Origin of the sequence: Arcicella aurantiaca, from assembly GCF_003148625.1 — a bacterium.
Classification (GTDB): Bacteria; Bacteroidota; Bacteroidia; order Cytophagales; family Spirosomataceae; genus Arcicella; species Arcicella aurantiaca.
This window is the reverse complement of record NZ_QGGO01000006.1, coordinates 237924-264183: the sequence shown is the minus strand read 5'-3', so window position 1 is coordinate 264183 and position 26260 is coordinate 237924. Positions and strand designations below refer to the sequence as shown.

Sequence of the window (26260 nt, the reverse complement as noted above, 5' to 3'; positions counted from 1 at the left end):
TTGGGAATTGGTATATACCCAATAATCTACCAGTAACCAATCCACCAATTATCCAATCCACCAATTACCCAATCCACCAATTACCCAATCCACCAATTACCCAATCCACCAATTACCCAATCCACCATTCTACCAATACCCAATCCACCAATATCCAATCTACCAATAACCAATCCCCAAATCTACACCATTGGAAATAACCAAGCGGCTATCATGGTTAAAATTACACCTGTTAAACCCATGAAACTTTGCATTGGAGCAATGGTTTTGAGGGCTTCTTTTTCCGTTAAATTTGAGGTTTTGCACATAATCCAAAAACCTGCATCATTCATCCAAGGAATAAGTTTTGCACCACTTCCGATGGCTAAACATAAATAAACAGGATTAAAACCTAAATTGGCATTTTGTGCCATACCTGCTAAAATTCCAGAAGCCGTAATTAAGGCTACCGTTGCCGAACCTTGTGCAGTACGTACAATAGCCGTTATCAAAAATGCCAACGGAATTAACGCCATTTGATAATCTTTGGTCAATTCGGCAATACGTCCACTAATTCCTGATTGTTGTAACATTCCTCCAAAAGCACCACCTGCCGAAGTAATCAAGATGATTCCGCCACCGCTCATTAAGGCAGTTTGAACAAAAGCGGTTAATTTATCTTTGGTCGTTTTTTTCTGATTTGCTAAAACCAATAAGGCAAAAATTGCACCCATCAAAATGGCAATATTCTTATCTCCGAAGAAAACAATTACCTCAATAATGGTATTGATAAAAGGGTAATCTGTAAATGGAGTGTCTCCTTTGTGGAAAGCTTCAACGCCCGAACGAATACAAATGGTTACCAACGGAAACAAAGCAGGAAGCAAAGCCCAACCCAACGCAGGCAAATCTTTATCGTCTTTTTCTGCAATTTCTTTGATGTCTTCCAAACGTGCATCGGCTGAATCTCTCAAAGGAATATCAAATTTCTTATTCAAAAATACCGCAATCAAATACCCCACTGTAATGGTGCAAAGTCCAAGTAATGTACCACAAACCATCATTAATCCGATTGGAACATTTAACGCTCCGACCAAAAATAATGGTCCCGGAGAAGGCGGTACATAAGAGTTTGCCATGACCGCTCCCGCTATAACCGACAAAGCCAATAAAAGATAATTTTTACCCAAACGCATTCCCATCGCCTTCGCTAAGGGCATCATTAAGAATACAACGGTATCCACAAAAACAGGAATTGTTAAGAAAAAGCTACTCATTACAAAGCCAATTGGGGCGTTTTTTTCTCCCGTAATTTTTAACATGGCTCGAATGATTTTTTCGGCAGCACCGCTATCAAGCATCGCTTTTCCGATAATGGCAGCCATTGCAATTAAAATCCCGACTTTAGTACAGGTATTGCCAAATTCAGTACCAATACGCTCGCCAATACTCTTATGAGCTTGTTTGAGAGCTTCTGCTTCTGGAAGTCCTTTTGAGAGGAAATAGTGTTCAACGTATTCGATGGGAGTCAATAATGCCACAGCCAAAGCCGCCAAAAGTAGTGCTAAAAAAGGGTGTAATTTAAAGCCGATGATGCCACCTACCACCACCACCACTCCAACGAGTAAAATAAGTATTGGGTCTAACATTTGAGAAGAATAATTATAGTAAAATTGATAATGAATAAAGAGTTTTTCTTGAGATACTGATATTGAGATTTGAAAATCGTAGGAAATCTCTTCTATCGACTCTTAAATAGGAAAGAACGTTTATTCTAAAAATCTACTGTTAATTATTATAATTCTATTTATTTTTTGTACTTATCTCTTATGATTTTTGAGATTATAAAGACAACGGACATGACGTATTGGAATTAGATTTGACAAAGTTTTGAAATTTGTCAAATCTAAATAACATTATTCCAAAATATATTCTGAATACGTTATATCGTATTCTATATAGATTTCAATGTTATTGATTTGCACCTTAAAAAATACATATTTTGTTGATTTTTAGAAACTTACACTTTTAATGATTGTCGGTTTTGATAAATTTCTTCAAACAAAAAGTCACAAACCATAATTTTCATTACGATTTGTGACTTTAACATTTTCGGTAAAATTATAGACTTACACTCACTGTCAAATAATAAAAACCTCCCACACTGGGTCCTGCCAAAAAGTTGTAATAATAATGATTCAAAAGGTTTGTTCCGCCCAATTTTAAAGTTGTTTTTTGTATGGGTAATGCGTAAGTTATTTGCCCGTCAAGCGTTGAATAGGCAGGTACATTTCCAGTTGCCAAAGACGATTGCCACAAAAAAGCTTCTTGCCATTTAAAGTTCAAATTGAAGCCTAAACGTTCGGTGATTTTACGATTACTCACGCCAATATTCAAAATCCATCTTGGTGTATTAAAGGCTTCTTCCAAGCCATCATTATTGGTTTTACTGTCCAATTGAGCATAAGAGGCATTTCCAGAAATAATAAAATCTTTATATACACGGTAACGCAAACCAATACTTGACCCATAATTAAAAACCGTCGTTTTAGAATTTGTCCATAAACGATAACGTTGGTTTTTATTTTTATCGTTAAATGCAAAAGCGAGTGAATCCAAATTGGTACTTTTGGTGAGGGGCAAATTGGTTTCAACCTGTGCCATGAAATTTTGGTATTGATTGTAATAAAAATCAACGTCAATATATAATCGTTTATCAAAGAAAAGCCCTTTGTAGCCAATTTCAAGGCTATTGACTGATTCTGGTTGTAGATAACTATAATCGTTTTTCTTTAAAAGATTTTCATTTTTAATGACGGCTTGGGCGGTTGTTAAGCCATTTTTATTGACATCGTTGGTAATTGCCGTTTGAAAAGCATCAATGGAAGTCTTGAAATAGGAGTTTTCAAAAATGCCGTTCGACATAATTGGTAAACCGCCAACTCGTTTTACACCACCACTATTTACATTTGAAAATGCCTCAAAAAGACTTGGGAAACGATACGCATTTTGGTACGAAATTCTAATATTATGGTCTTCGGAAGGAGAATAAACCATTGCCAATCTCGGATTCCAACGTAAATCAAAATATTGGTTTTTATCGGCTCGCAACGAACCATTAATTTTAAGTTTTCCGTCAAAAAGCAATTTGGTTAATTGAACAAATCCACCCGTTTTGGAGTAAGTCAGGTTTTTACCCGATTCCACAGGATTGATAAAATAATTGCCATCAGGATAAACTTCAAAAGTTCTAAAGTCTGCTCCTGCCAAAATACTTAATCCCCATTTTTCTCTTAATCCTTTCAACCATTCTTGTGTAATATCTGCTTGAAATTCAGCATGATACAACCAAGATTCTACTCTTAATGCTGCTCCAATATCCCAATTATTAATATCGCCTAATTTTTTTGTTAGAGCGTCAAATTCGGCAGTATGTGGTTGCGGGCGACCTTTATCGGCTTCATTTCTCGCCGTTTGCAAGGCTTGCGTAGCACTCATGCCTGCTTTGGTATTGGCGTTAAATTGTGTGGTAAAATCAGCAAACCATTTATCGTCCGACTTAAAACTGCGGTCGATATTCTCTGCCATTGAACGAATATTATATGAATCGCCTGTGTTTTCATGCGTTAAATAAGCTTTTGCTTGAATTGAAGGCGATTTTAAACTAAAACTGTGTTGGTCGATACGATAATTATTTAGTCTAAAACGGTTGGTTCGTTGGTAAAGATTATCCAAAATTCCGAAGCGATAGGTGTAAGAAATCTCCCAATCTCTTTTCGGACGTACATACAAAGCAATATCTCCTTTAATATTTTTAAGTGAAAAATCAGCAATATCTTTTTCTGCATAACCCGTTCTGGCAACGGAATAACGTTTGCCGTCTAATGTTAAATTTCGTCTATTTGATGATTCATTTCCGTAAGAATTAATGCCATCATAAGCAGGATTGTCATTTCCAAAAAGATTCAAGGTGGCATTTCCATTAGGGTTTAAATCGGTATTATTATCCGAAATCCAATCGTATCCCGTCAGATATTCAAAGTTGATTTTGGTAGCAAAAACGTTATTCCAAGCCCTCGCCCAACGAATATTACTTTCACTAAAAATATGAGCAGAAGCGTTATTATCGTCGAAATGATTTGCCCCTGTTTTTTGCTGAAAACTAAGCCCTTGATAGTCAAATGGGCTTTTTGTAAAAATATTTACCAATCCATTCAAAGCATTCATCCCGTACAAAGCCGAAGCCGCACCGTGTAGAATTTCTACTTTATCCACATCTAAATCCGTAGGTGCTAATGCCCCCGCAATGGGCGACCCAATATGCGGAGCTTGATTATCAACACCATCCACCAATTGCACAAAACGTACATTGGTTGGATTGGCAAAACCACGAGTATTATAAACTTTAAAACCCAAACTTGGCGTAAGTAATTGAACGCCTTTGATGTTTTCGAGAGCATCATAAAACGAAGGTGCTGCCGAATTTTGAATAGTTCGATTGTCCAATAAAGCAATACTTATTGGCGATTTTAAGACATTTTCGGGTGTGCGTGAAGCCGTAATTACTACTTCGGATAATTGGCGAACAGTATCTTTATAAACTATTTGTTGTACTTTCTTTTGGGCTTTTAAGCTAAAACTTGTCAAAAGAAGGGTAAAGAGTAAGTATTTGTTTTTCATATTTTATATAATTATGCTTGATTTTAAATTCGTTGTATTTTATAAAATATAACGATGGGCAAAAAAATATGATTCTTCTACAATTTGAAAATCAATATCGACTCTAACGCAGGCAGGGTTCAAACCCTGCCTGAGTTTAAATCCACTTTTGTCTGTTTTAAGTCATTGATTTTTAAGGCAAAAGGATTTTCTACTAAGCCCGAAAAAGAAAGCGTTTCGTTGTTAGATTGGGCTTTTACTGCGATACAACCCAAGAGTAAAATGGATAAAACAATATTTTTCATAGAATAAAATATGAGGGTAAGTTTCATTTACAATCGTTATGTTTTTACAAATATAACGATTGGCATAGTTTTTTTCAAAAGAATAAGTGAATACGATTGAAAAAACGGATTCATATTTAATAGTCTCATAATTTTCTGATAAACAAACGGTGTTATTATCGGCTTAAATTTGGAAGAAATTCAAAAGATTAACATCAATTGTTATGTTAGCATTTTTCATTTTTACGTATTAAAACATTCATTATTATGGCTTGGATTTATCTTATTTTAGCGGCAGGATTGGAGGCTTGTTGGATGTTTTCGCTCAAATTTTTGTCTTTCACAAAATTTAAAATTCTGACTTTCCAAAACTTTACAAAATCAGAAGGGCTAAGTATTTGGTTGCCCTTAGCGGGTTATATTATTTTTGGCATTACCAATACTTATTTTTTCTCATTGGCAATGAAAAATATTCCCACAGCCATAGCATTTACTATTTGGACGGCAATTTCAATCCTTTTTATCAAAATGGTTGAAGTGGTATTTTTAGCTGGAAAGTTGAGTTTGCCAGAAATTGGCTTTTTAGTAGTTATCATGATTGGAATTGTAGGGTTAAAAATGGTTTCTGAAACTTAGTAATATTCGCTTTATAAATAGATTGATTTATTTACAATGACTTAATTTGCAGAAAATCAAGAGGTTAAATGAATTGCTCAAATTTGTGAAACCAAATTAATGAAATATGCAAAGACGTGATTTGCTTCGTCAGGCGGGTTTACTTGCTGGCGGCTTGTCCTTACCAAATTTTGTAAAAGCTAACCACCCAACCACTTCTCCCAAAAGAGTCCTTCGTATTGCACACATTACCGACGTCCACATTCAACCATTAATTGGTGCTGCCAAAGGATTTGAAAAGTGTTTGCATCACATTCAGAGCCATGATATTAAACCCGATTTTATTATCAATTCTGGCGATTGTGTGATGGACGCTCACCGTAGAAAACATGAGAATGTGCAGAAACAGTGGCGACTTTTCAATGAAGTTTTGACTTCGGAAAATTCATTGCCAATTTTTCATGGCGTAGGTAATCACGATATTTGTTGTGAGGGCGACAGTAACAGCAATTTTGAGGATGGCAAAAAATGGGCAATGGACGAAATGTCGATGAATAAACGTTTTTACAGTTTTGATAATAAAGATTGGCATTTTGTGATGTTAGACAGTGTTCAAAAGAAAAAAGATGGTAGCTGGTACACCGCCCATATTGATGATGAGCAAATGGATTGGTTTAAACATGATTTGAAAAATACCCCTGCTGATAAACCGACCATGATAATTTCACATATCCCGATTTTGGCGGCTTGTGTATTTTTTGATGGGGATAATATGAGCGAAAAAGAAGGTCGTTGGGAAGTGCCAGGTAGTTGGATGCACACTGATGCCAAAAAACTTTCGGGTTTATTTGATAATCATAAAAACGTAAAACTTGCCGTGTCGGGACATATTCATTTGACTGATAGAGTAGATTATAACGATGTTTCGTACTGTTGCAATGGGGCGGTTTCTGGAAGATGGTGGTTCGGTAAATATCAACACACCGAAGCGGGTTACGCCTTAATTGATTTGTACGATGATGGTAGTTTTACCAATCAATATGTGAGTTATTAAGTACAAGGACGATTTAAGAATTACGATTTACGATTGTCATGAATTTGATTATCAATCATTTATGAACTATCAAAATGGTACTTTATTTTGTCCCATTATTTAACGGACTCAAAAAAAGCGGTGATTTCACCGCTTTTTTTATTTGAAAATATCATCAATTCGTTTTCTACTATAACCCGCACCTGTTGTCATTCCTTTACCGCCAATACCTGTTGAAATAAATATTTTGTTATTAATTTGATATTCGAAAACGCCTCCATCTTCAGCTTGTGCGTAGTATCCCGCCCAAAAGTTTTGAATTTTCCAATTTGGTAAATTCAGCATTCGTTTAGCTTCTTTTAAAATTAACTCATTGATTTCCATATCAATACCAATAGGCAACTTCGCATTTTCTTCTACTCCTGCATACTCGTGAGAATCGCCAATGATGATTGAACCGTTGATTGCCTGTTTAAAAAGAATATGGATTCCCCAAGAATTATAAGGTTTTTGCCAATCTGGCGTTTGCAAAGTAGGATATGAATTACAAGACTTAAAGCTATCGTATCTTCTGATTGAAAGTCCTGATAAAATGTTTCCATTCAATTTGACTTCTGGTAAAGGAAAAGTTTGCATCATATTCAATTTGCAAATTTTCATTTTACTTTCATTGAAAATCTCAGGAAATAAAATTTTAAACTCATAACCATTGCAAATAGCTACTTTTTCGGCAAAAATGGTTTCGTTTCCACTTGTTGAAATTTCACAAATGCCATTTTTTATTTCACAGTCTTTCACAACGGTATTATTCATAAAATGTAAACCGTAATGTTGAATCAACATTTGTCTAACTTTATGCACCATCGTTCGTGGTTCTACCGAAATTTCATCAGGAAAATACAAACCACCTTTGTAATATTCCGTGTTGAGCATCGGGAAACGTTCGTAGCAAGATTTTTTAGGTAATAAGGTAGATGAATAATTTTTAAGTTTGAATAACGCTCTTGTTTCTTCCAAAAGCGTCATTTCTTCATCGTCAGAAGCAAAATAATAAGAACCATTTTGTCTAACTGTAATGTCTGTTTTGGCTTGAATAGATTTATAAATATTCAAAGACTCTCTTCCGTATTCAAACCATGTATCAAGAGCTTGTCCAGATGGAACAACTTGTCCGAAATTTCTCACAGTTGCTTCAATTGGTTCAGAATCTTTTTCAATTAACAGAACTGATTTTCCTTTCAAAAGTGCGTGGTAAGCATGAAAAGTACCTAAAGTACCTGCTCCAACTACTACTAAATCGTATTTTTTCATGGTTAAAATATGCTAAATGGGAGACGTATGGATATTAAAATTCAAATCATGGCTTTGAATTTCTTTAGGTCGGCATCAAAATTTTCTTTTATCACATTTTCGTTTTCAATTCTTTCGATAACCTGTTTCAAATCTGATATTTTACTCAATAAACCATCGTTTCGATGAATGCTCAACTGCGGACGTGTATGCGTACCGTTAGTTACACCCAACGACATACGACAACCCGCTCTAATTCCTGATTTTAAGTCGGAAGGCGTATCGCCAATATTAAGAACTCTAAAACTATCATGCACATTGAGGACTTTCATGGCGTGATGAATCATGTACGGTTCTGGGCGACCTTTCAGCACTTCGTCTGAAGCAACGGATAGCTGAATAATGGTATTTTCGTTACCAAGATAGTTTTCGTCAAGCCCATCGAGCCAGCCTAATTTCTCCAAAATAATATCTGTAACTTTTCTATAAAACCCTGTTGAAAGAGCAATTTTGATGTTTTTTGACTTTAAATATGAAAATATTTCCAGACAACCTTCAGTTGGATATATTTCACTTTGTAAATAATGATTTTCTAAAATATGACAAAACTTTGCGTAAGAAACATCTACAAATTCCTGTAAATCAGGATTGTTTTCGCCAATAACTTCTGTCCAAAGCAACTCAAAAACATATCTTTTTGAATATCCCTGTAAAGCCAAAACTCTCTCAGGCGTTACGCTTAGTCCCGTGTGAGAAGCCGCTTCTATAAAACACATTTCAACTTCATGGCGGTCTTGGACGGTTGTGCCTGCCATATCAAAAACAACTAATTCAATTGGTAACATCTTGCTTTTTTATTTTTTGTCCAAAGGTAATTTAAGGGTTTTAATCCTATATTAAATTACGATTAAGGCTCTGTAAAGTCCTCATTTTTAGCATTATTTGTTTGTAATGTTGTGGTGAAAAATACTTCATTATGCACAATTTTAAACAGTTTATTCACGCTCAGTCACAACAATTTTTAGCATTTTTTCTGGGCTTATCGGCATTCAGTACGTATTTCTGTATGTACGCCTTTCGCAAACCTTTCACCGCAGGAAGTTTTCAAGATGTGGAATTGTGGGGAATTGACTACAAGATAATTTTGGTAATTGCACAGGTTTTAGGCTACGCTACCGCCAAAGGATTAGGTATCAAAATTGTTTCAGAAGTTCAAGCCTCACAACGAGCTAAATATATTTTGGGTATGATTGCCCTTGCAGGAATTTTTCTGTTCTTGTTCGGAATTATTCCTTCGCCCTACAATTTCATTTTTATGTATTTCAATGGTTTGTGTTTAGGAATGGTGTATGGCTTGGTTTTTAGTTTTTTGGAGGGGCGTCAAATTACGGAAATTTTAGGAGCAGGGTTAGCCATAAGTTTTATCATTTCATCGGGCATTGTAAAGTCAATCGGAAAATACTTTATCAATTTGGGAGTTTCTGAATATTGGATGCCGTTTTTTACAGGATTAATATTTTTCCCGCTTTTGCTTTTATCTGTGTATGGGCTTACGCTCGCACCAAATCCTACTGCCAATGACCAAAAAGACAGGTCAGAAAGAACACCCATGAATGGTGAAGCACGTAAAAATTTCCTTCAAAAATATGGCGTTGGTTTGATAGCCTTAATTTTGGTTTATGTGCTAATGACTATTCTGAGGGATATTAGAGATAATTTTAGTGTAGAAATTTGGAAGGAATTAGGGGTAAATGATGCTTCCATTTTTTCTAAAACGGAAATTATTATTGGTTTGATTATCTGTACGTTCACGGCTTTACTTTATTTTATCAAAGACCACAAAAAGGCATTTTGGCTAAATCATTTGATGATTTTTGTGGGTTGCATGATGATTTTTGCTTCTACTTTTTTATTTCAAAACCATTTTATTAACCCATTTATTTGGACTGTTTTGATGGGAACTGGACTTTATATGGCGTATGTTCCTTTCAATGGAATGCTTTTCGATAGACTTTTAGCTACTTTAAAAGAAAAGGCAAACGTGGGGTTTTTGTTTTATCTCGCAGATTTTAGTGGGTATGTTGGGAGTGTTTTTATCTTGATTTATCAAAATTTTGGGAGTAAAAATGCTTCTTGGTTAAGTTACCTGACAGAATTATCGCTCATTCTTCCCATTTTTTGCATGATTTTAGTCTTGATTTCTTTCGTTTATTTCAGCAGAAAATTAGTGGTTGATTTAGTTTCGGAGCTATCTACTATTCGTCGCAGACAAATTTAGACCACAGATTGAACTGATTTTACAGATTTACACTGGGACACACAGTCTGGGACACACAGTCTGTGACGTACAGTCTGGGACGATTTCTATGGTAAAATCAAGAAAAATTAGCCAAAATCTGTTAAATCTGTTCAATCTGTGGTCTATCGTTTGTCTTGTGACAAACCCTTTATCGTTCCGTTAAGTTTTTGCTTGGAAGTCAAAAATAGGATTCCTCAATGTTAAAATTTATTCTCTAACATTCGCATAACAAAACCTCCGAAAACTGCCTCTATTCTTCATATTCAAATAATGTTATCCTAAAAGTGAGGTTAAAACAGGGACGTAATTTTGCATCAAAATTAAAACCCGAAACTCATGAGGAACATTTTACAATTCACTTTTAGAGGGATTGTTGTAAGAATCTTTCAGCAAATTTTCTTTACAATATTGCTGCTCACATTCTCTCTCAACGCTTTTTCACAAGAAAGAATCATTACAGGAAAAGTTATTGACGGAGCTGATAAAAAGCCTGTCGCAGGTGCAACTGTTAGAATCAAAGGAACAGAAAAAGGAACATCAACAAACGCAGAAGGAACTTTCAAAATTGCTGTTAATGACAATGCAATTTTACAATTTTCATTTATTGGATTTTCATCGCAAGAAGTACAAACTGGCTCAAAATCAATTATTAATGTTGTTTTGAATGAAGACATTAAACAAGTTGAAGAGGTAGTAGTAACTGCATTAGGGATTTCTAAAGAACGTAGAAGTTTGACAAATGCCATTCAAACCGTAAAAGGAGCAGACTTAATAAAAGCTCGTGAACCAAATCCAATTAACTCATTAGCAGGTAAAGTTGCGGGTTTAACGATTGGTGCTTCAGCCGAATTATTAGGTCGCCCAAATGTTGTTTTAAGAGGAAATACTGACGTTTTGTACGTGGTTGACGGTGTGCCTATCAACTCAGATACATGGAATATTTCAGCAGATGACATCGAAACGTATTCAGTATTAAAAGGTGCAAATGCGGCTGCATTGTACGGTTTTAGAGGAAAAAATGGAGCAATTTTGATTACTACAAAAAAAGGTTCTAAAGATAAACGTGGTTTCTCGGTTGAGTTTAATTCTTCAACTATGATAGAGAGTGGCTTCAATGCTATACCGAAAGTACAGGATTTATATGGACCTGGTGACCACGGGCAATATTCATTCGTTGATGGTAAAGGGGGAGGAAATAATGATGGTGATTATGACATTTGGGGGCCAAAATTTGACCCAACAGGTGCTAAAAAAATCGCTCAATATGATAGTCCAATCGACCCATTAACAGGAAAAAGAATTCCTACTGCTTGGACGGCTCGTGGAGCAAATAACTTAACTCGTTTCTTGCGTGATGGAGTTTTAGCAAATAATAATATTGCTATCTCAAGCACAACTGAAAAAGCAGATGTACGCTTTTCATTGTCAAATAATTATCAAAAAGGTATTGTGCCAAATACACAGTTGAATGTTACCAATTTCAGTGTAAATGCAGGTGTAAACTTCTCAAAAAAACTAAGATTAGAGACAAATTTAAACTACAACCGCCAAGCAACGCCAAATATTCCAGATGTAAATTATGGGCCTAACTCATTGATTTATAACATGGTGATTTGGGGTGGTGCCGACTGGAGTGTGGACGATATGCGTAATTATTGGCAAGCAGGTAAAGAAGGTGTTCAACAGATTTATGCTGAATATCAACGTTATAACAACCCATATTTTGTGGCTAATGAATGGTTGAGAAGTCACTACAAAAACGATGTTTACGGTTATGCTTCGTTAGACTATAAAATCAATGATAATTTTAGCGTAATGGGACGTACTTCGGTAACGACTTATGATATTTTCCGTTCTGAAAAATTCCCTTATTCGGCAACTGTTTACGGTCGTGAAGAAGGAAAAGGTGATTATCGTGAAGACAAAAGAACGCTTTTTGAAAACAATACCGACATCTTAATCAAATACAATCAGAAATTTAATAATGCTTTTGATGTGAAAATTTGGGGTGGTGGTAACATTCGTAGCTTCAAATACAACTCAAGTTATGTTACAACAGACTATTTGAATACTCCGGGTGTTTATACTTTTGCTAACTCGTTAAGACCTGTAAAAGCATTTAGTTATTTAGCTGATATGGAAGTGCAAAGTGGATATTATTCGGCTGACTTTTCATATAAAGGACTTGTTACTTTTTCAACAACTGGACGTGTTGACCGCCTATCAACCTTGCCAGCAGGAAATAACACGTTCTTTTACCCATCATTTGGTTTGACTACCGTTGTTTCAGATTATGTTACTTTACCAGAACAAATTTCGTTAGTAAAACTTCGAGCTTCTTATGCCAACGTAAAAGATGGTTTAACACGCTCAACGATTGGTACAAATCCAAGTGGTTCGTATGCTTTGGGGTATGGTTCGGAATATGCTTCTTCTTACGATGGACCAAATTACGCAAACTCAGTAGGTTACGGTATTTTCCCATCATACAACAATGGGCCGGGTGCTGCTTATTCTGACAAAATCAATAACCCTGCATTAAAACCAAATTCGACGGAACAAATTGAATTAGGTTTAGAAGTAAGTTTATTGAAAAATCGCTTCTCGGCTGACGTAACTTATTTTACTTCTAATGATGGGCCAAGAATTTTTAACCGTGATTTATCTCAAACAACGGGTTACACTTCAGCCATCGTAAATGGTATCAAAACTAAAAAGACAGGTCTTGAAGTATCATTGAAAGGCTCGCCAATCAAAACAAATGATTTTAGTTGGGACGTACTTTTAAACGTTTCAAATTTCAAAGAAACGTTGCAGGAAGTTTACAATGAAAACAATGTAAAAATTGAAAGTTTACCTTCTAATTATTTTGTGAGTGGTAACGTTTCAACTCAATTTATCCATGTTGGTGAAAGAATTGACCAAGTTTATGTTGCTACGTATTTAAGAACGACTGATGGACAAATTATCAATGATGCTGGTGGTCGTCCAATCGTAAACTCACGTGGAACAATGGTTGGCTATGCAAATCCTGACTACGTTTGGGGCTTAAATAACAAAGTTTCTTATAAAAATTGGTCATTGAGTTTTCAATTTGATGGTCGTGTAGGCGGAACGGTTGAAGATTATATTCGTAAGCAAACATTCAGAGGTGGTCGCCATATTGAAACCGTTGAAGGTGCTTTTGGTGCAGCTCGTGATTTTGATGCACAAGGTGTAAAAGCCTACGTTGGCGAAGGCGTAATGATTACGGAAGGAACACCAACTTTTGACTCAAATACAGGATTAATTACCAATATGTCATCGTTGAAATTTGCGACAAATACCATCAAAACTTATGCACAAGATTATATCAGTCGCTACAACGGAACAGCAGAAGGCAACCTGATGAGCAAAACTTTCTCTAAACTTCGTGAGGTGACGGTAAGCTATAATTTCCCATCATCAATGTTGGCAAAAACCTTCATCAAACAAGCTTCAATTTCATTGGTTGGGCGTAATTTATTCTACTTCGTAGATAGCAAACACAGTGGCGTTGACTTAGACCAATTCACAGGTTTGAGTGCAAGTACAGGTTTGCAAACACCAACTATGAAGCGTTTTGGTATCAATTTGAATATTACATTTTAATAATCGCTATAAGTTTTAAGCTATAAGCTTTAGGTTTTCAATTCGATAGCCTAAAACTTATAGCCTAAAGCCTAAAGCTTAGAAAGCATTTCAAATGAAAAAATATATTTTATCTATATTAATCATCTCACTTTTAGCAAGTTGTAGTGATTATCAAACGTTGGAAAAGAATCCAAACTTACCAACTTCAGTACCATCTTCTATTATTTTGAGAGACGTACTTAGCAAAATGAATGATGGTGCATGGAATACCATGATGCGTAACAACCAATTTTATTGTTCAAATTATAACTATTACGACAATAACGAATACAATTGGGGGAACGCAAGTTTGCAATTTACTACTTTGAAAAACGTAGTAAAAATGGAAGAAGAAGCTAAAAACAGTGGAGCAAAAGAATTGAATCCCTATTCGGCTTTAGGGAAATTTTTACGTGCTTATTATTATACCAATATGACTTTGAGAGTGGGTGATTTACCTGTAAAAGATGCTTTGCAAGGTCTTACAATTGATAAACCAAAATACGATACTCAGAAAGAAGTTTTTGTTCAGATTTTGAAATGGTTGGAAGATTCAAATAACGATTTGGCTCAATTAATCACAACTGGCGACAGAACTTTAGATGGCGATATTTATTATGGAAATGACCTTCGTAAATGGCAAAAATCAGTTAATTCGTTAAGGTTGAGAGTTTTAATTCATTTGAGCAAAAGAACGGATGATACCGATTTGAAAGTAAAAGCAGATTTTGCTAATGTTTTGGGTAATCCAACTAAATACCCTTTGATGTCAGATTTGTCTGAAAGTTTACAATATGTTTGGAGTACAAATAACAAATATCCACGAAATCCCGACAATTTAGGAAACAATGCCACTCGTGAAAATATGGCAAAAACCTACATAGATTTATTGAAAAACTTTAAAGACCCTCGTTTATTTGTAGTGGCAGAACCAGCAGAAGCTCAATTAGCAAAAGGGTTAAAAGCAACAGATTTTGATGCTTACGTCGGGGCAAGTTCGGGAGAAGATTTAGCCGATATGTCGTCAAAAGCAGGTTTAGGACAGTATTCATTCCAAAGTCGTAAGCGTTATTATAGCTCATACACAGGCGAAAATACCTTTGTAATTAGTTATCCAGAAATGTGTTTCAACATTGCTGAGGCTATCAATCAAGGTTGGGCAACGGGTAATGCACAAGATTGGTATGAAAAAGGTGTAAAAGCATCTATGTCGTTCTATGGTATTGCTGATGCAACGGCTTATTTGGCACAAACTTCTGTAAAATATGCAGGAAATAATGCAACAGGATTAACACAAATTTTAAATCAGAAATACCTCGCTTTCTTCCAAAATTCTGGATACGAAGCATATTATAACTGGAGAAGAACAGGTGTTCCGACCTTCTTGGTTGGTCCTGGAACTGCCAATGGTACAAAAATTCCACTTCGCTATCTTTACCCAAGTTCAGAATCTTCTACAAACTTGGAAAATTTAACAACCTCAATCGCTCGTCAATTTGGAGGAAGCGATAACATTAATGCTTCCATGTGGTTGATTAAATAAAATCAATAAACGAAAAATGGTTATAAATTCTTTAAAAGTAGTAGAGCTTTCTACTACTTTTCTTCTTTTAAAATTCATCTAAATAGGGCTTAGGATTTAGTTGATGGGCATTGGTACTGAAACCTAATAAAATCTTAAATCTCTATTTAAAAAATATCTAAATTTTCAGTTTAAGTACCAAGAATAAATTATTTAATAAAATTAATGTCATTGATTTGTAGTGGCGTATAGCATACGCCAAAAATTGTCAAAACATTGGCGTATGCTATACGCCAAACATAATGTCAAATAATTTATTCCTAACACTTAATTACGAAATTATCTACTATTCGTCGCACAACCGCAGACAGGGCAAAAAAGCCACTGTCAGGGTTTCGGGTTCAACCCTGACAGCGGCTTTTTTGCCCTGTCTGCGGTTATTTTTTTGATTGCGAAAAATAGTGGATAGTTCAGTTTACTTATTTTAATTTTCCGCAAAACGATGACAATTTCAGAATCTATCCTTCGCCAAAGACTCGATTCAATCTTTGGCTTTTATGAAATTAATGGCTCAAATGAATACCTTGGCGAATCCGTAAGTATTTTAGAACATAGTTTTCAGACGGCTCAATTGGCTGAAAATGAAGGCTTTGATGAAGATGTTGTTTTAGCGGCATTTTTACATGACATTGGACATTTTCTGCCCAATAAAAACGAAATGAATGGACTTGGAAATATTTCGCACGAAGTGGCAGGAGCTAATTTTCTATATAAAAATGGTTTTTCAAACAGAGTGGCACAATTAGTAAGAAATCATGTTGAAGCCAAAAGATATTTAACCTATAAATATCCAACTTACTTTGAAAAGCTTTCGGAAGCGAGTAGAAAAACTTTGGAATTTCAAGGTGGAAAAATGACGGAAGAAGAAGCAATTTTATTTGAAAAGTCACCCATGTTTGACCTTTATTTGAAAATGCGAGAATGGGACGATAATGCTAAAGAAGTTGATTTAGAAGATTCAAGTATTGATAAATACAAAGAAATTGCTTGGAGACATTTATCTGAAAGGTAGAAGATTTCAGATAAATCTACCTATTTGTTGCAAAGACCACAGATAACACGGATTTAACAGATTTACACAGATTTTTCTTTAATTTTTCGTGTAAACCTGTTAAATCAACGGTCTAATTTTGTCTTTGCAACAAACAAATGGTAGATTATTCCGAAAGAATTAAACGTGAGCCATTCGATTTCTTCAATCTGAAAATTAATTTCCACTCAAAGGTTCAACCCTAAACCAGTCAAAATCTGCATAACCAGAATCATTAATTTGTGTTGTACGAGTACAGAAAATACCCATTTTAGCACCAATCCACATTCCGACGTCTGCCTTAAAAACTTCTCCTGCATTTGTATAAGTCTGACCGTCAAGGCTATATGCAAATTGACATTTTCCACCTTCCGAAACCTTTATTCTAAGAAAAATATCCTTATTGGCTTCAACTTTAGCAATCACAGTTTCTTCTTCCGAAGTTTTTTCATTTGCTTTTTTGCAAACGCCATACACTAAAGCAACCCCTTCTTTTGAACTTTTGAGAGCAATATTGGCATAACTTTTACCCATAATTACTAAACCAACTTTTTCATTTTCTAACTTCGGATTTGGCTTGAAATTCAGTTTGGTAGTTGCCATAAAAGTTTGTGCAGGAAATTTTTGCATCAATAAATTAGGTACATCCCAAAGGTTTTTGGCATCTTCTGGAGATTTATATGAATACAATCTTAAATACCCTTGATTGCTCGTGGTATGCCAAATTCCTTTCGGATTTGCCTGCCATTGCCATTGCAAACCCATTTGAATTGTATTAAATTCGTCACTTTCTGGTGGCGTTTGGATAGGATAAGTTTTGCCAACATTCGGTTTTTTATAGGTCAAAACGGGGTCACCTGTGCCGTCTCCATCTTTATCAGTACCAATAACTGGCCAATCATTTACCCATTTCATAGGCTGTAAATGAACCACTCGCCCATAAGTTCCTTTATCCTGAAAATGCAAAAACCAATCTTCGCCCGTTGCGGTATTTACCCAAGCACCTTGATGTGGCCCATTAATTGGCGTATTTCCTTGTGCCATTACTACTTTTCGTTCGTAAGGTCCATAAACATTTTTGGAACGTAAAACCAATTGCCAACCCGTTGAAACGCCACCCGCAGGAGCAAAAAGATAATAATATCCATTGCGTTTGTACATTTTAGGCCCTTCAATGGTTGGGTCAAGTTCGTGACCGTCATATACAATTACGCCTTCATCCAAAACTTCTGTACCTTCATTATTCATTTTTTTGATGGTCAGAATACTTTTTATCCCTGCTCTACTACCTGCCCAACCGTGAGATAAATACGCTTGACCGTCTTCATCCCAAAAAGGACAAGGGTCAATTAATCCTTTTCCACCTTCTACCAATTTAGGTTCAGACCAATTTCCCGCAGGATTTTTAGTTTTTATCACATAAATACCAAAATCTGGGTCGGGATAATAAATCAGAAATTCGCCATTATGATAACGAATGGCAGGAGCCCAAACGCCGTTTCCATGTTGTGTTTTGGAGAAATGCTCAATCGGGGGCTGACGTTTTAGGGCATGACCGATAAGTTTCCAATTGACTAAATCTTTTGAATGAAGAATGGGAAGCCCCGGAACGGCATCGAAACTTGAAGCCGTCATGTAAAAATCATCTCCAACACGACAAGCGTCTGGGTCTGAATAATCGGCATCAATTACAGGGTTTTTGTAAGTGCCATTTCCAAGGTCTGAAACCCAAACTTTTGAAACCGTATTTGCTTGTTGTGCAAACAAAGTTGTCGAGGAAAAAATGGCAATGATTATTAATTTTAATGAAATTCTAAAACGCATATTTTCAGTAGTTTTGACAATAACTGTTTGTTATAGAGTACGACAAAAAGTATCAGAATATATTTTGGAATAATGTTGTTTAGATTTTCCAATACGTGATGTCGTTGTCTATAATCAACATAATAACCTTATTTCTCAGAAAAAATAAATTCGTTTAAAGAAGCCTTATCCGTAAACTCTACTTTATTTTTTGTGTTTTTTGAATCAGTATTTTTAACGGCAATTGCTTTTGTTCTATCGCCACTTATTGAAAATAATAATTCCGTAGAAGTTGGATATTTTACTGAATCAAAAGTGAGAGAATTGCTATTTACCACAGAAATAACAGGTTTTGTTTTGTTAGCATGGAACGTAACATTTTTTAAAGAAATTCCTTTTGTATCCACAAACTCTGCCCCTATTTCTGACTGAAGCGTTAAGTTTTCTAACTGAATGTTTTCAATGGGCATTTCTGGCAATCCACGAACAAAAACACCTTTATTTGCACCACTACAAACAATATTTTCAAATTTCATATTTCTGAAAATGGGAGTTCCTTCATTTACCACAGGTCTTTCGTCACGAGGGGTGTCGGTTGCAAATTTTACAAAATAGTACATATCAAAGAAAATTGCTTCTTGGGCAATGTCTTTCATGTAAATATTTTTAGCATAAATATGCTCAACAATTCCACCACGACCACGTACAGATTTAAAGCGTAAACCTTTATCTGTTCCCATAAAAGTACAATCGGAAACAAAAATATTTCTTGCTCCACCACTCATTTCACTACCGACTACAAAGCCCCCGTGACCATTATAAACGGTATTATTTCTGATAATTCCATTTTCAGTTGGCATTCCACGCTTACGACCTTCTTCATCTTTTCCCGATTTAATACAAATGGCATCATCACCAACATCAAGGGTACAATTTTCAATTAAGAAATTCTTACAAGATTCAATATCCATACCGTCACCATTATGGGCGTATTCAGGATTTTTTACATATAAATTTCTCAAAGTCAGGTCTTGGCTCATTAAAGGATGCAAACACCAAGCAGGTGAATTTTGGAAAGTTATTCCATCTAATAAAACTTTTTTACAACGGGTAAATACCACCAAATTTGGGCGAAGATAATCTTTCATATCTTGGAAATCACTTGGTTTTTTACCGTCAAGAAGCAACATACTTTTGCCCCCAACGCTCGCTTGTTTGAATTGCTCGCTTGGATACCAAACTTTGCCATCGTCTTTCAAAACCCCGCCAGAAGCTACTTTGTGTTTCCATTGTTCGTCGGTCAATTGGTTTTTATTGACTGCACGCCAAACATCGCCATTTCCATCAATAATTCCTTGACCTGTAATGGCTACATTTTCTAAATCTGTTCCAGAAATGGGAGACTGATTTCGAGCTGCACGTTTACCTTCATAAAAACCTTCTACGATTGCGTATTGCGATTTATCGGTTGAAAAAAGTAGCGTTGCAGATTTTTTTAGATGCAGATTTACGTTGCTTTTCATCACCACAGGTCCTGTTAACCAAATACCTTGTGGTACAAGTACAACTCCTCCCCCTTTCTGACTACATTCTTCAATGGCTTTATTGATAGATTGTGTGTTCAGCGAAATTCCGTCAGGTTTTGCCCCAAATTTTGTAATGTTAAATGTATCTTTTTTGAAAGATGGCTGGGCAATTTTAGGAAGATTTTGCCAGCTATAAACGGGTGCTTTCTGAGCAAAATTATCAGCATTAAAAATGGCAACGAGTGCCAATACGAGTAATAAAAATTTTCTATTCATGTTGTTAGTTTACAATCGATTTTCAATTTGTAAAAATTAATTTTTAAGTGAACCTCTTTACATTTTTCGTTTTGAGTACACTGTTTTGAGTGGGTATTGAATTAACTTTTTGGCTGTGATTATGAAATTTTGACCCACAGTAGCTCAGCTATGACAGAGCTACATAGAACAATTTTTTTATGCACAACCATAAAGTGAAACGATTTACAAAAAAGGAATAAGTTTTAACAACTTCAACGATAAAACGGTGCGGCGTTTGTCATGTTGCAAATGCTAATTCTTTAGATACGAAAGTCCAACCTCTCTTTAAATTGGTCGTATCGTTTCATTCTTATAAAACACAAACACCCCCAAATTTCTACTAAAATTCAGAGGTGATTTCATTTTAAATTATCATTTCTCTAACCAATTTTAACTAACAAACTTATTAAAATCAACCAAGCAAGTATGATAAAATATTGTCATTTCTTTTGCTTATCTAAGCATTAAATACATTTGACTATTTTGTTAAGCAATATATTACTGACGAAGAGTTAGGGTGGGAATATGCTACTTCCAGAGAAGTGATACTAATTTTATAAAGATATTGCGTGTATGAGTTTCGACGGAAGTCGTCCTTTTGAAGGCTACGGTTTATACACAAATTTATAGAACAAAAAAGCCGTAGGCTTGACCGATTTTGTAGCGGTGGGTTTTAACCCACCGAAAAAGAAAATGACCATTTTTTGAGTTCCGTAGGAACGAAGCATTTAAAAGGGGGCGAGCATCTGGCTCTAAAATGGCTTTTCGCATCATTTTAGGTGGGTTAAAACCCACCGCTACAAAATTTAACCGAGCCTATGGCTCTAAATCGATATTCAAATACGTGTGCATAAACCGTAGCCTTTGGAAGGACGACTTCCGTTGAGACTCAGATACGCAATACCTTTTTTAAATTAGTATAATTTCACGATTATTGAAGCAATTAAAAAAATTAGGTCGAGTAAAATCATCTCGAAATAAAATTGAATTACTCAATATCACTTCAAAATATATTTACTCGACCTCATTAATTTTTAGGATATTAGCTTATTATTTTTTCAATGACGCCATATCAATCACAAAACGATATTTTACATCGCCTTTCAACATACGTTCATAAGCGTTGTTAATGTCTTGCATATCAATAAGTTCAATGTCGGAAGTAATATTATGTTTACCACAGAAATCTAACATTTCTTGTGTTTCAGCAATTCCTCCAATCATAGAGCCTGAAAAACTTTTGCGTGCAGGAATTAAACTAAATGGAGCAACTGGCAGAGCATCTACTGGAGCTCCTACAAGAGTTAATTGTCCGTCTCTTTTCAATAAACTTAAATAAGCGTTGATGTCATGCTGAGCAGAAACGCAATCTAAGATAAAGTGTAGTGTTCGAGCATTGCTTTTCATTTGAGATTTATCTGTTGATAGAATAACTTCGTCTGCTCCTAATCGTTTAGCATCTTCAATTTTTGAAGCAGAAGTAGTGATTACCACTACATAAGCCCCCATTGCTTTGGCTAATTTTACCCCCATGTGTCCTAAACCGCCGATACCAACAATTCCCACTTTTTTACCTTCGCCAACGTTCCAATGTCTGAGGGGCGAGTACGTAGTAATTCCTGCACATAATAAGGGTGCAGTGGCTGCTAAATCTAAATTTTCGGGTACACTCAAAACGTAATTTTCATCTACCACAACTTTTTCAGAATAACCGCCAAATGTGTGTGTACCTAAGTGTTTATCAGAAGAATTGTACGTTCCTGTCATGCCTTTTTCGCAATAGTTTTCCAAACCTTCTTGGCAACTTTCGCAAGTTCTACAACTATCCACCATACAGCCTACTGCTGCTAAATCTCCAACTTTAAATTTCGTTACAAGATTCCCTACATTTGTGACCCTACCTACAATTTCATGCCCTGGAACATTAGGATAAATCGTTCCCGGCCATTCATTTCGAGCCGTATGAATATCTGAGTGACAAACGCCACAGTATAAAATGTCAATTTCCACATCATTAGCAGTAACTTCTCTGCGTTGGATGTCCATTTGTTTTAAATCGTCTGTTGGTGCATCTGTTCCAAATGCTTTTACAATTTGTGTTTTCATGTTTTTGTTTAAACTTAATACAGTGTTTAATACGTTTTTTGGGGAAGCTTAATTATTCGAAAGAACTTCTCGAAACAATATCCATTGCGGGTAAATAACTTTCGAGAAGTATAAAACATCAATGTCCCTTCCCGAAAGTTATTTACCCGCAATGGATATTGTTTCGGGAAGTTGAAATAACTTATAAAACACTGTACTTAAATGCTTTTATAAATTTTCTTTTCAGATTTTTAATCTGTTAAATTAAACCAACTTATCAATATCAAAAGGCATTTTGCGTACACGTTTGCCCGTTGCGGCAAAAATGGCATTTGCCAAAGCTGGGGCAACAGGTGGTAAACCCGGTTCGCCAACTCCTTTTATTTCTTTGCCACCTTCTGCCAAAATATGTACTTCTATTTTGGGTACTTCATTGATTCGTAAAACAGGGTTGTCATGAAAATTGCTTTGTTCAGCTTTTCCGCCTGCGAAAGTTATTCCATTCTTGATAGCAGCGGTAATTGCCATCACGATTGCACCTTCCATTTGTGCTTTTACTGTATCAGGATTTACGACTGTTCCTAAGTCAATGACTGCATAAATTTTTTCAATTTTAACTGAATTGTCGGATAATTTAGAAACCTCAACAACATGACCTCCTAAACCTGCAAAAAATTCCCATTGTGCCACGCCACGTCCTTTGCCTTTTGGTAGAGCTGAATCCCATTTAGAAACCTCTTTCAGTTTTTGTAAAAGACGTTTGGTATCTGAATCCTTCGTGAGCATTTCTAAACGAAACACCATCGGGTCTTTTCCTGCACTATGTGCCAATTCGTCTATAAAACATTCATGTGAAAACGCTAAAGTTGAACTTGTAACAGAACGCCACCAAAACATTGGCACATGAATATCTGAATAAACAAATAGATTTTTCATGTTAGGAATTTCATATTTCTGATGACTAATTCCTTCCGTCATCGTTCCATCAAGCTTTGTTTTATCATTGTTAGGGTTCAAAAATGACATGATAGTAGGTGAAATCACTTTATGTTGAAAAGCAATTAATTTACCGTCTGAACCAACTGCTCCTTTCATTGCCGAAAAGGTAGGCGGACGGAAAGGCCCTAATTGAGTATCGTCTTCACGTGTCCAAATTAATTTAACAGGTTTCTTGATGGCTTTTGCCAAATTGACCGCTTCAATGATAAAATCAATGGCTAATCTACGTCCAAAACCTCCCCCACTAAAATTTGTATGAAGCGTTACATCTTCTGCTTTAATTCCGAAACGAGTAGGTATTTCACGCATTACGTCAGAAGGTACTTGCGTGGAAGTCCAAATGTCGAGTTTGTTTTCAGCATTCCAAAAGGCAGTACAATTCATCGCTTCCATGGGCGAATGCGACACAAAAGGAGTTTCGTAAAATGCTTCAAGTTTTTTAGAAGCACTTCCAAAACTCTCTTCAAAATTGCCCACATTTGCGTCAATCACGCCTTCTTTTTTAGATAATTCATGCAAAGATTTTGTATATTCTTGCGAATTGAAGGTGTCTTTTCCTTGATAATTCCAATTAACTTTTAAGGCTTTACGTCCTTGTAAGGCAGCCCAATAGTTTTTGGCAACAACCGCAACTCCAACAGATTTATAAACTCCAAAAACTCTTTCTACTTCCAAAACCTCTTGCACGCCTGCTATTTTTAAAGTGGCAGTTTTGTCATAGTCTTTAAGTGTTGCTCCAAAAACAGGACAACGCTCAACGGAAGCATAAACCATGTTGGGAAGTTCTGCGTCAATTCCAAAAATGGCTTGACCTTTCACTTTTAGGGGAACGTCTTGGCGTTTTACAGATTTGCCTAAAATTTTGAAGTCTTTTGCTTCTTTTAGCGTTGGATTTTTGGGTACTTCCAATTTTGAAGCAGTTTCCACTAATGCTCCGTAACCCAATTTTTTGCCGCTTGGCTTATGAATAATCTGAGCTTTTTCTGCAAAACATTCCGAAACAGGCACATTCCATTGTTGGCTGGCAGCGGTAAGTAACATTTCTTTTGCGGTTGCACCTGCCTTACGCATTTCGGTGTAACTCATTCGTACTGACATACTTCCACCTGCAAATTGAGCTCCTCCAAATTTGATTTCTCCGTTCGTTTGTAAAACGGTGTATTGTTCTGGAGAAATTTCCAATTCTTCGGCAATCAAAGCTGGAATGGATTGGTACGTGCCTTGTCCGATTTCAGGTTTTGAATTATAAAGCGTGATTTTTCCAGTATTTTCAATAATGATGTACGGAGTAAAATTAAAAGGCTGACTTAGGAGCAAAGTTGAGGCTTCGGTTGGCTCAATCAGTGTTTTTTCTATGCTTGCGGATGAATGAGAGATTCCTAAAACAAATGCCATTCCCGATATACCCGTAAATCGTAAGAAATTACGACGGTTGATATTATTTTTTTCCATGTTGAATTTCGGTTTTGTAGTATGTTTCGTTGAACATTACTACGTTTGACGGTTGATTATTTTTTCTTCATTTCGCTTGCTGCCGAATGAATGGCTTTACGAATACGAACGTAAGTACCACAGCGACAAATATTTCCTGACATAAAAGTGTCAATATCGTCATCAGTTGGGTTTGGATTTGATTTCAATAAGGCAACCGCCGACATAATTTGTCCCGACTGACAATAACCGCATTGTGGCACTTGTTCTTCTATCCATGCTTTTTGAACAACATGGTCAATATTAATTCCTGCGGAAATACCTTCAATCGTTGTAATTTTATTGGTGGCTTTTACCGATGAAATTGGCGTTTGACATGAACGAATCGCCTGACCGTCAAGATGAATCGTGCAAGCTCCGCACAAGCCCATTCCACATCCAAATTTTGTACCTTTTAGTCCAACATAATCACGAATTACCCAAAGCATTGGGGTGTCTGGTTCGGCTTCAACTTGTGTTTTTTTGCCGTTGATGGTGAGTGTATATTTTGTCATTGATTAAGTTTTATAAGTATTCGTTAAGAATTAGACGAGGCATTCCTCAGATTATGTTGCAATATTCTGATTAATAGTGAGTTCCAACACTAATGCCCAACAACTAAATCCAAACGCCTACTTATCATTAAATATGTTTAAATTCTTTTCAAATTTCTACTGAAATTATAACTTAACATGGCGTTCCACATAAAGTCTTTATTGTTAGGTATGTTTGAGTCAAATGTTTGATTGATAGTTGATTGTATCGCAAAAGGACTTCCTTTTTTGGAAATTCCTGCGGTTACAGCCAAATAGTTACCTGTGTAGCTGTCAGTATATAAGTAATAATAGGATGGCGTAATTTGAAATCTGAAATCGCCTCCAATTTTAATATCTGAAATACTGGTATTTACAAAAAATGCTCTTGTTAATTGTGGTCCATGATTTTGTAAGCCATGACCTTGTAAATAAACTGCACTTACATTCCAATTTGGCGTAATTTGATAGCTTGGAACAATCTCATAAGCCAAAAAACGTAACATTTCAGTAATTTCTATGGAACTTCCGTTGTCAATTATCGTTTTTCGCACTAAGCTAAGAGCAGGGTGAGCACTCACACGCAAACCAAACTTTTTTGCTTGAATTGCTTGGTATCTTAGCCAAAAAATAAAACCTCCTTTACTGGCATCTGTTACCAAGCGAATATCAGGATTAAAGCTAAAACGTTTTTTCTTCCACGTAAAATTCATAATTGCCGCAGGGCTATTTAACGAGAAAGTAGGAATGATTGAAAATCCATTGTTAGTAATGCCAACAGAGCCGCTAAAACTACTAACTAAATTGGTCGTATCTTGTTGTCCATAAGATAGTTGTGTTAAAAATAATGAAGAAATAATGATTGATAATTTGAGATAATTCATAAATGTTTTTGGAATAATAAATCTGATTGGGCAGATTTTTGAATTTAAGCATTGAATACACTGTTTAATTAGTTATCTGGATAATTTTTATTCCAAAATCTTGTAGAACTTCCCGAAAGTAGAAAGAACTTTCGGGAAGTAGTCGAGAGGTTCACTTCCCGAAAGTTTTTTTACCCGCAATGGATATTGTTTCGGGAAGTTGAAGAAACTTATTAAACACTACATTAAAGTTCCAAAATTA

The 26260-nt window shown here is 35.7% G+C and carries 18 protein-coding genes; 7 read left to right on the top strand and 11 right to left on the bottom strand.

Features of this window, described 5'->3' with window-relative positions:
* Positions 1-200 (top strand): hypothetical protein (locus tag LV89_RS25580; protein ID WP_211321177.1); only part of this gene is annotated, 200 nt, incomplete at its 5' end.
* On the opposite strand, the gene LV89_RS07930 is transcribed toward LV89_RS25580, so the two are convergent.
* The 3 genes from LV89_RS07930 to LV89_RS07920 all read right to left on the bottom strand — a co-directional run bounded on the left by LV89_RS07930 (position 183) and on the right by LV89_RS07920 (position 4943).
* A complete protein-coding gene (locus tag LV89_RS07930; protein WP_109742330.1) occupies positions 183-1628 on the bottom strand; it encodes a GntP family permease in 1446 nt (481 codons plus the stop codon). The two genes, LV89_RS25580 and LV89_RS07930, sit on opposite strands and share 18 nt — an antisense overlap.
* 472 nt (positions 1629-2100) lie before the next feature.
* Positions 2101-4659, bottom strand: coding sequence for a TonB-dependent receptor (locus LV89_RS07925; RefSeq protein ID WP_109742329.1), 2559 nt, complete (start codon positions 4657-4659; stop codon positions 2101-2103).
* A 119-nt stretch (positions 4660-4778) separates the two neighbouring features.
* Positions 4779-4943, bottom strand: a complete 165-nt coding sequence (locus LV89_RS07920) for a hypothetical protein (protein ID WP_158279536.1) — start codon at positions 4941-4943, stop codon at positions 4779-4781.
* A gap of 246 nt (positions 4944-5189) precedes the next feature.
* Between LV89_RS07920 and LV89_RS07915 the strand changes: the two genes are divergently transcribed.
* Together LV89_RS07915 and LV89_RS07910 are read left to right on the top strand one after the other, a co-directional pair.
* Entirely contained in the window at positions 5190-5558 is a 369-nt protein-coding gene (locus tag LV89_RS07915; RefSeq protein ID WP_109742327.1) for a DMT family transporter, read from the top strand.
* A gap of 106 nt (positions 5559-5664) precedes the next feature.
* Complete coding sequence (locus tag LV89_RS07910; protein WP_109742326.1) at positions 5665-6591, top strand: metallophosphoesterase family protein; 927 nt, start codon at positions 5665-5667, stop codon at positions 6589-6591.
* A 138-nt stretch (positions 6592-6729) separates the two neighbouring features.
* Here the strand turns inward: LV89_RS07910 and LV89_RS07905 are convergent, their stop codons facing one another.
* Both LV89_RS07905 and LV89_RS07900 read right to left on the bottom strand, forming a co-directional pair.
* Positions 6730-7881, bottom strand: a complete 1152-nt coding sequence (locus LV89_RS07905; protein WP_109742325.1) for a TIGR03364 family FAD-dependent oxidoreductase — start codon at positions 7879-7881, stop codon at positions 6730-6732.
* Between the two features lie 41 nt (positions 7882-7922).
* Positions 7923-8705, bottom strand: coding sequence for an HAD family hydrolase (locus tag LV89_RS07900; protein WP_109742324.1), 783 nt, complete (start codon positions 8703-8705; stop codon positions 7923-7925).
* Between the two features lie 131 nt (positions 8706-8836).
* Here LV89_RS07900 and LV89_RS07895 point away from each other — a divergent pair, with 131 nt between their 5' ends.
* From LV89_RS07895 to LV89_RS07880, 4 genes are all read left to right on the top strand, one after another.
* Entirely contained in the window at positions 8837-10138 is a 1302-nt protein-coding gene (locus tag LV89_RS07895) for a DUF5690 family protein (protein ID WP_109742323.1), read from the top strand.
* A 357-nt stretch (positions 10139-10495) separates the two neighbouring features.
* Complete coding sequence (locus LV89_RS07890) at positions 10496-13789, top strand: SusC/RagA family TonB-linked outer membrane protein (protein ID WP_109742322.1); 3294 nt, start codon at positions 10496-10498, stop codon at positions 13787-13789.
* Positions 13790-13883: 94 nt separating this feature from the next.
* Positions 13884-15353, top strand: a complete 1470-nt coding sequence (locus LV89_RS07885) for a SusD/RagB family nutrient-binding outer membrane lipoprotein (RefSeq protein WP_109742321.1) — start codon at positions 13884-13886, stop codon at positions 15351-15353.
* A 481-nt stretch (positions 15354-15834) separates the two neighbouring features.
* Positions 15835-16404: an HD domain-containing protein gene (locus tag LV89_RS07880; protein WP_109742320.1), complete on the top strand. Its 570-nt coding sequence runs from the start codon at positions 15835-15837 to the stop codon at positions 16402-16404.
* Positions 16405-16599: 195 nt separating this feature from the next.
* Here LV89_RS07880 and LV89_RS07875 read toward each other — a convergent pair whose 3' ends face one another.
* The 6 genes from LV89_RS07875 to LV89_RS07845 all read right to left on the bottom strand — a co-directional run bounded on the left by LV89_RS07875 (position 16600) and on the right by LV89_RS07845 (position 26019).
* Complete coding sequence (locus LV89_RS07875) at positions 16600-18246, bottom strand: glycoside hydrolase family 43 protein (RefSeq protein WP_109742319.1); 1647 nt, start codon at positions 18244-18246, stop codon at positions 16600-16602.
* A 128-nt stretch (positions 18247-18374) separates the two neighbouring features.
* A complete protein-coding gene (locus tag LV89_RS07870; protein WP_109742318.1) occupies positions 18375-20027 on the bottom strand; it encodes a glycoside hydrolase family 28 protein in 1653 nt (550 codons plus the stop codon).
* 1071 nt (positions 20028-21098) lie between these two features.
* Positions 21099-22154, bottom strand: a complete 1056-nt coding sequence (locus LV89_RS07860) for an NAD(P)-dependent alcohol dehydrogenase (protein WP_109742317.1) — start codon at positions 22152-22154, stop codon at positions 21099-21101.
* Positions 22155-22397: 243 nt separating this feature from the next.
* Positions 22398-24584: a xanthine dehydrogenase family protein molybdopterin-binding subunit gene (locus tag LV89_RS07855; protein ID WP_109742316.1), complete on the bottom strand. Its 2187-nt coding sequence runs from the start codon at positions 24582-24584 to the stop codon at positions 22398-22400.
* A 56-nt stretch (positions 24585-24640) separates the two neighbouring features.
* On the bottom strand, positions 24641-25117 hold the full coding sequence (locus LV89_RS07850; RefSeq protein WP_109742315.1) for a (2Fe-2S)-binding protein: 477 nt from the start codon (positions 25115-25117) through the stop codon (positions 24641-24643).
* 137 nt (positions 25118-25254) lie between these two features.
* Positions 25255-26019, bottom strand: a complete 765-nt coding sequence (locus tag LV89_RS07845; RefSeq protein WP_109742314.1) for a hypothetical protein — start codon at positions 26017-26019, stop codon at positions 25255-25257.
* Positions 26020-26260 lie beyond the last annotated feature (241 nt).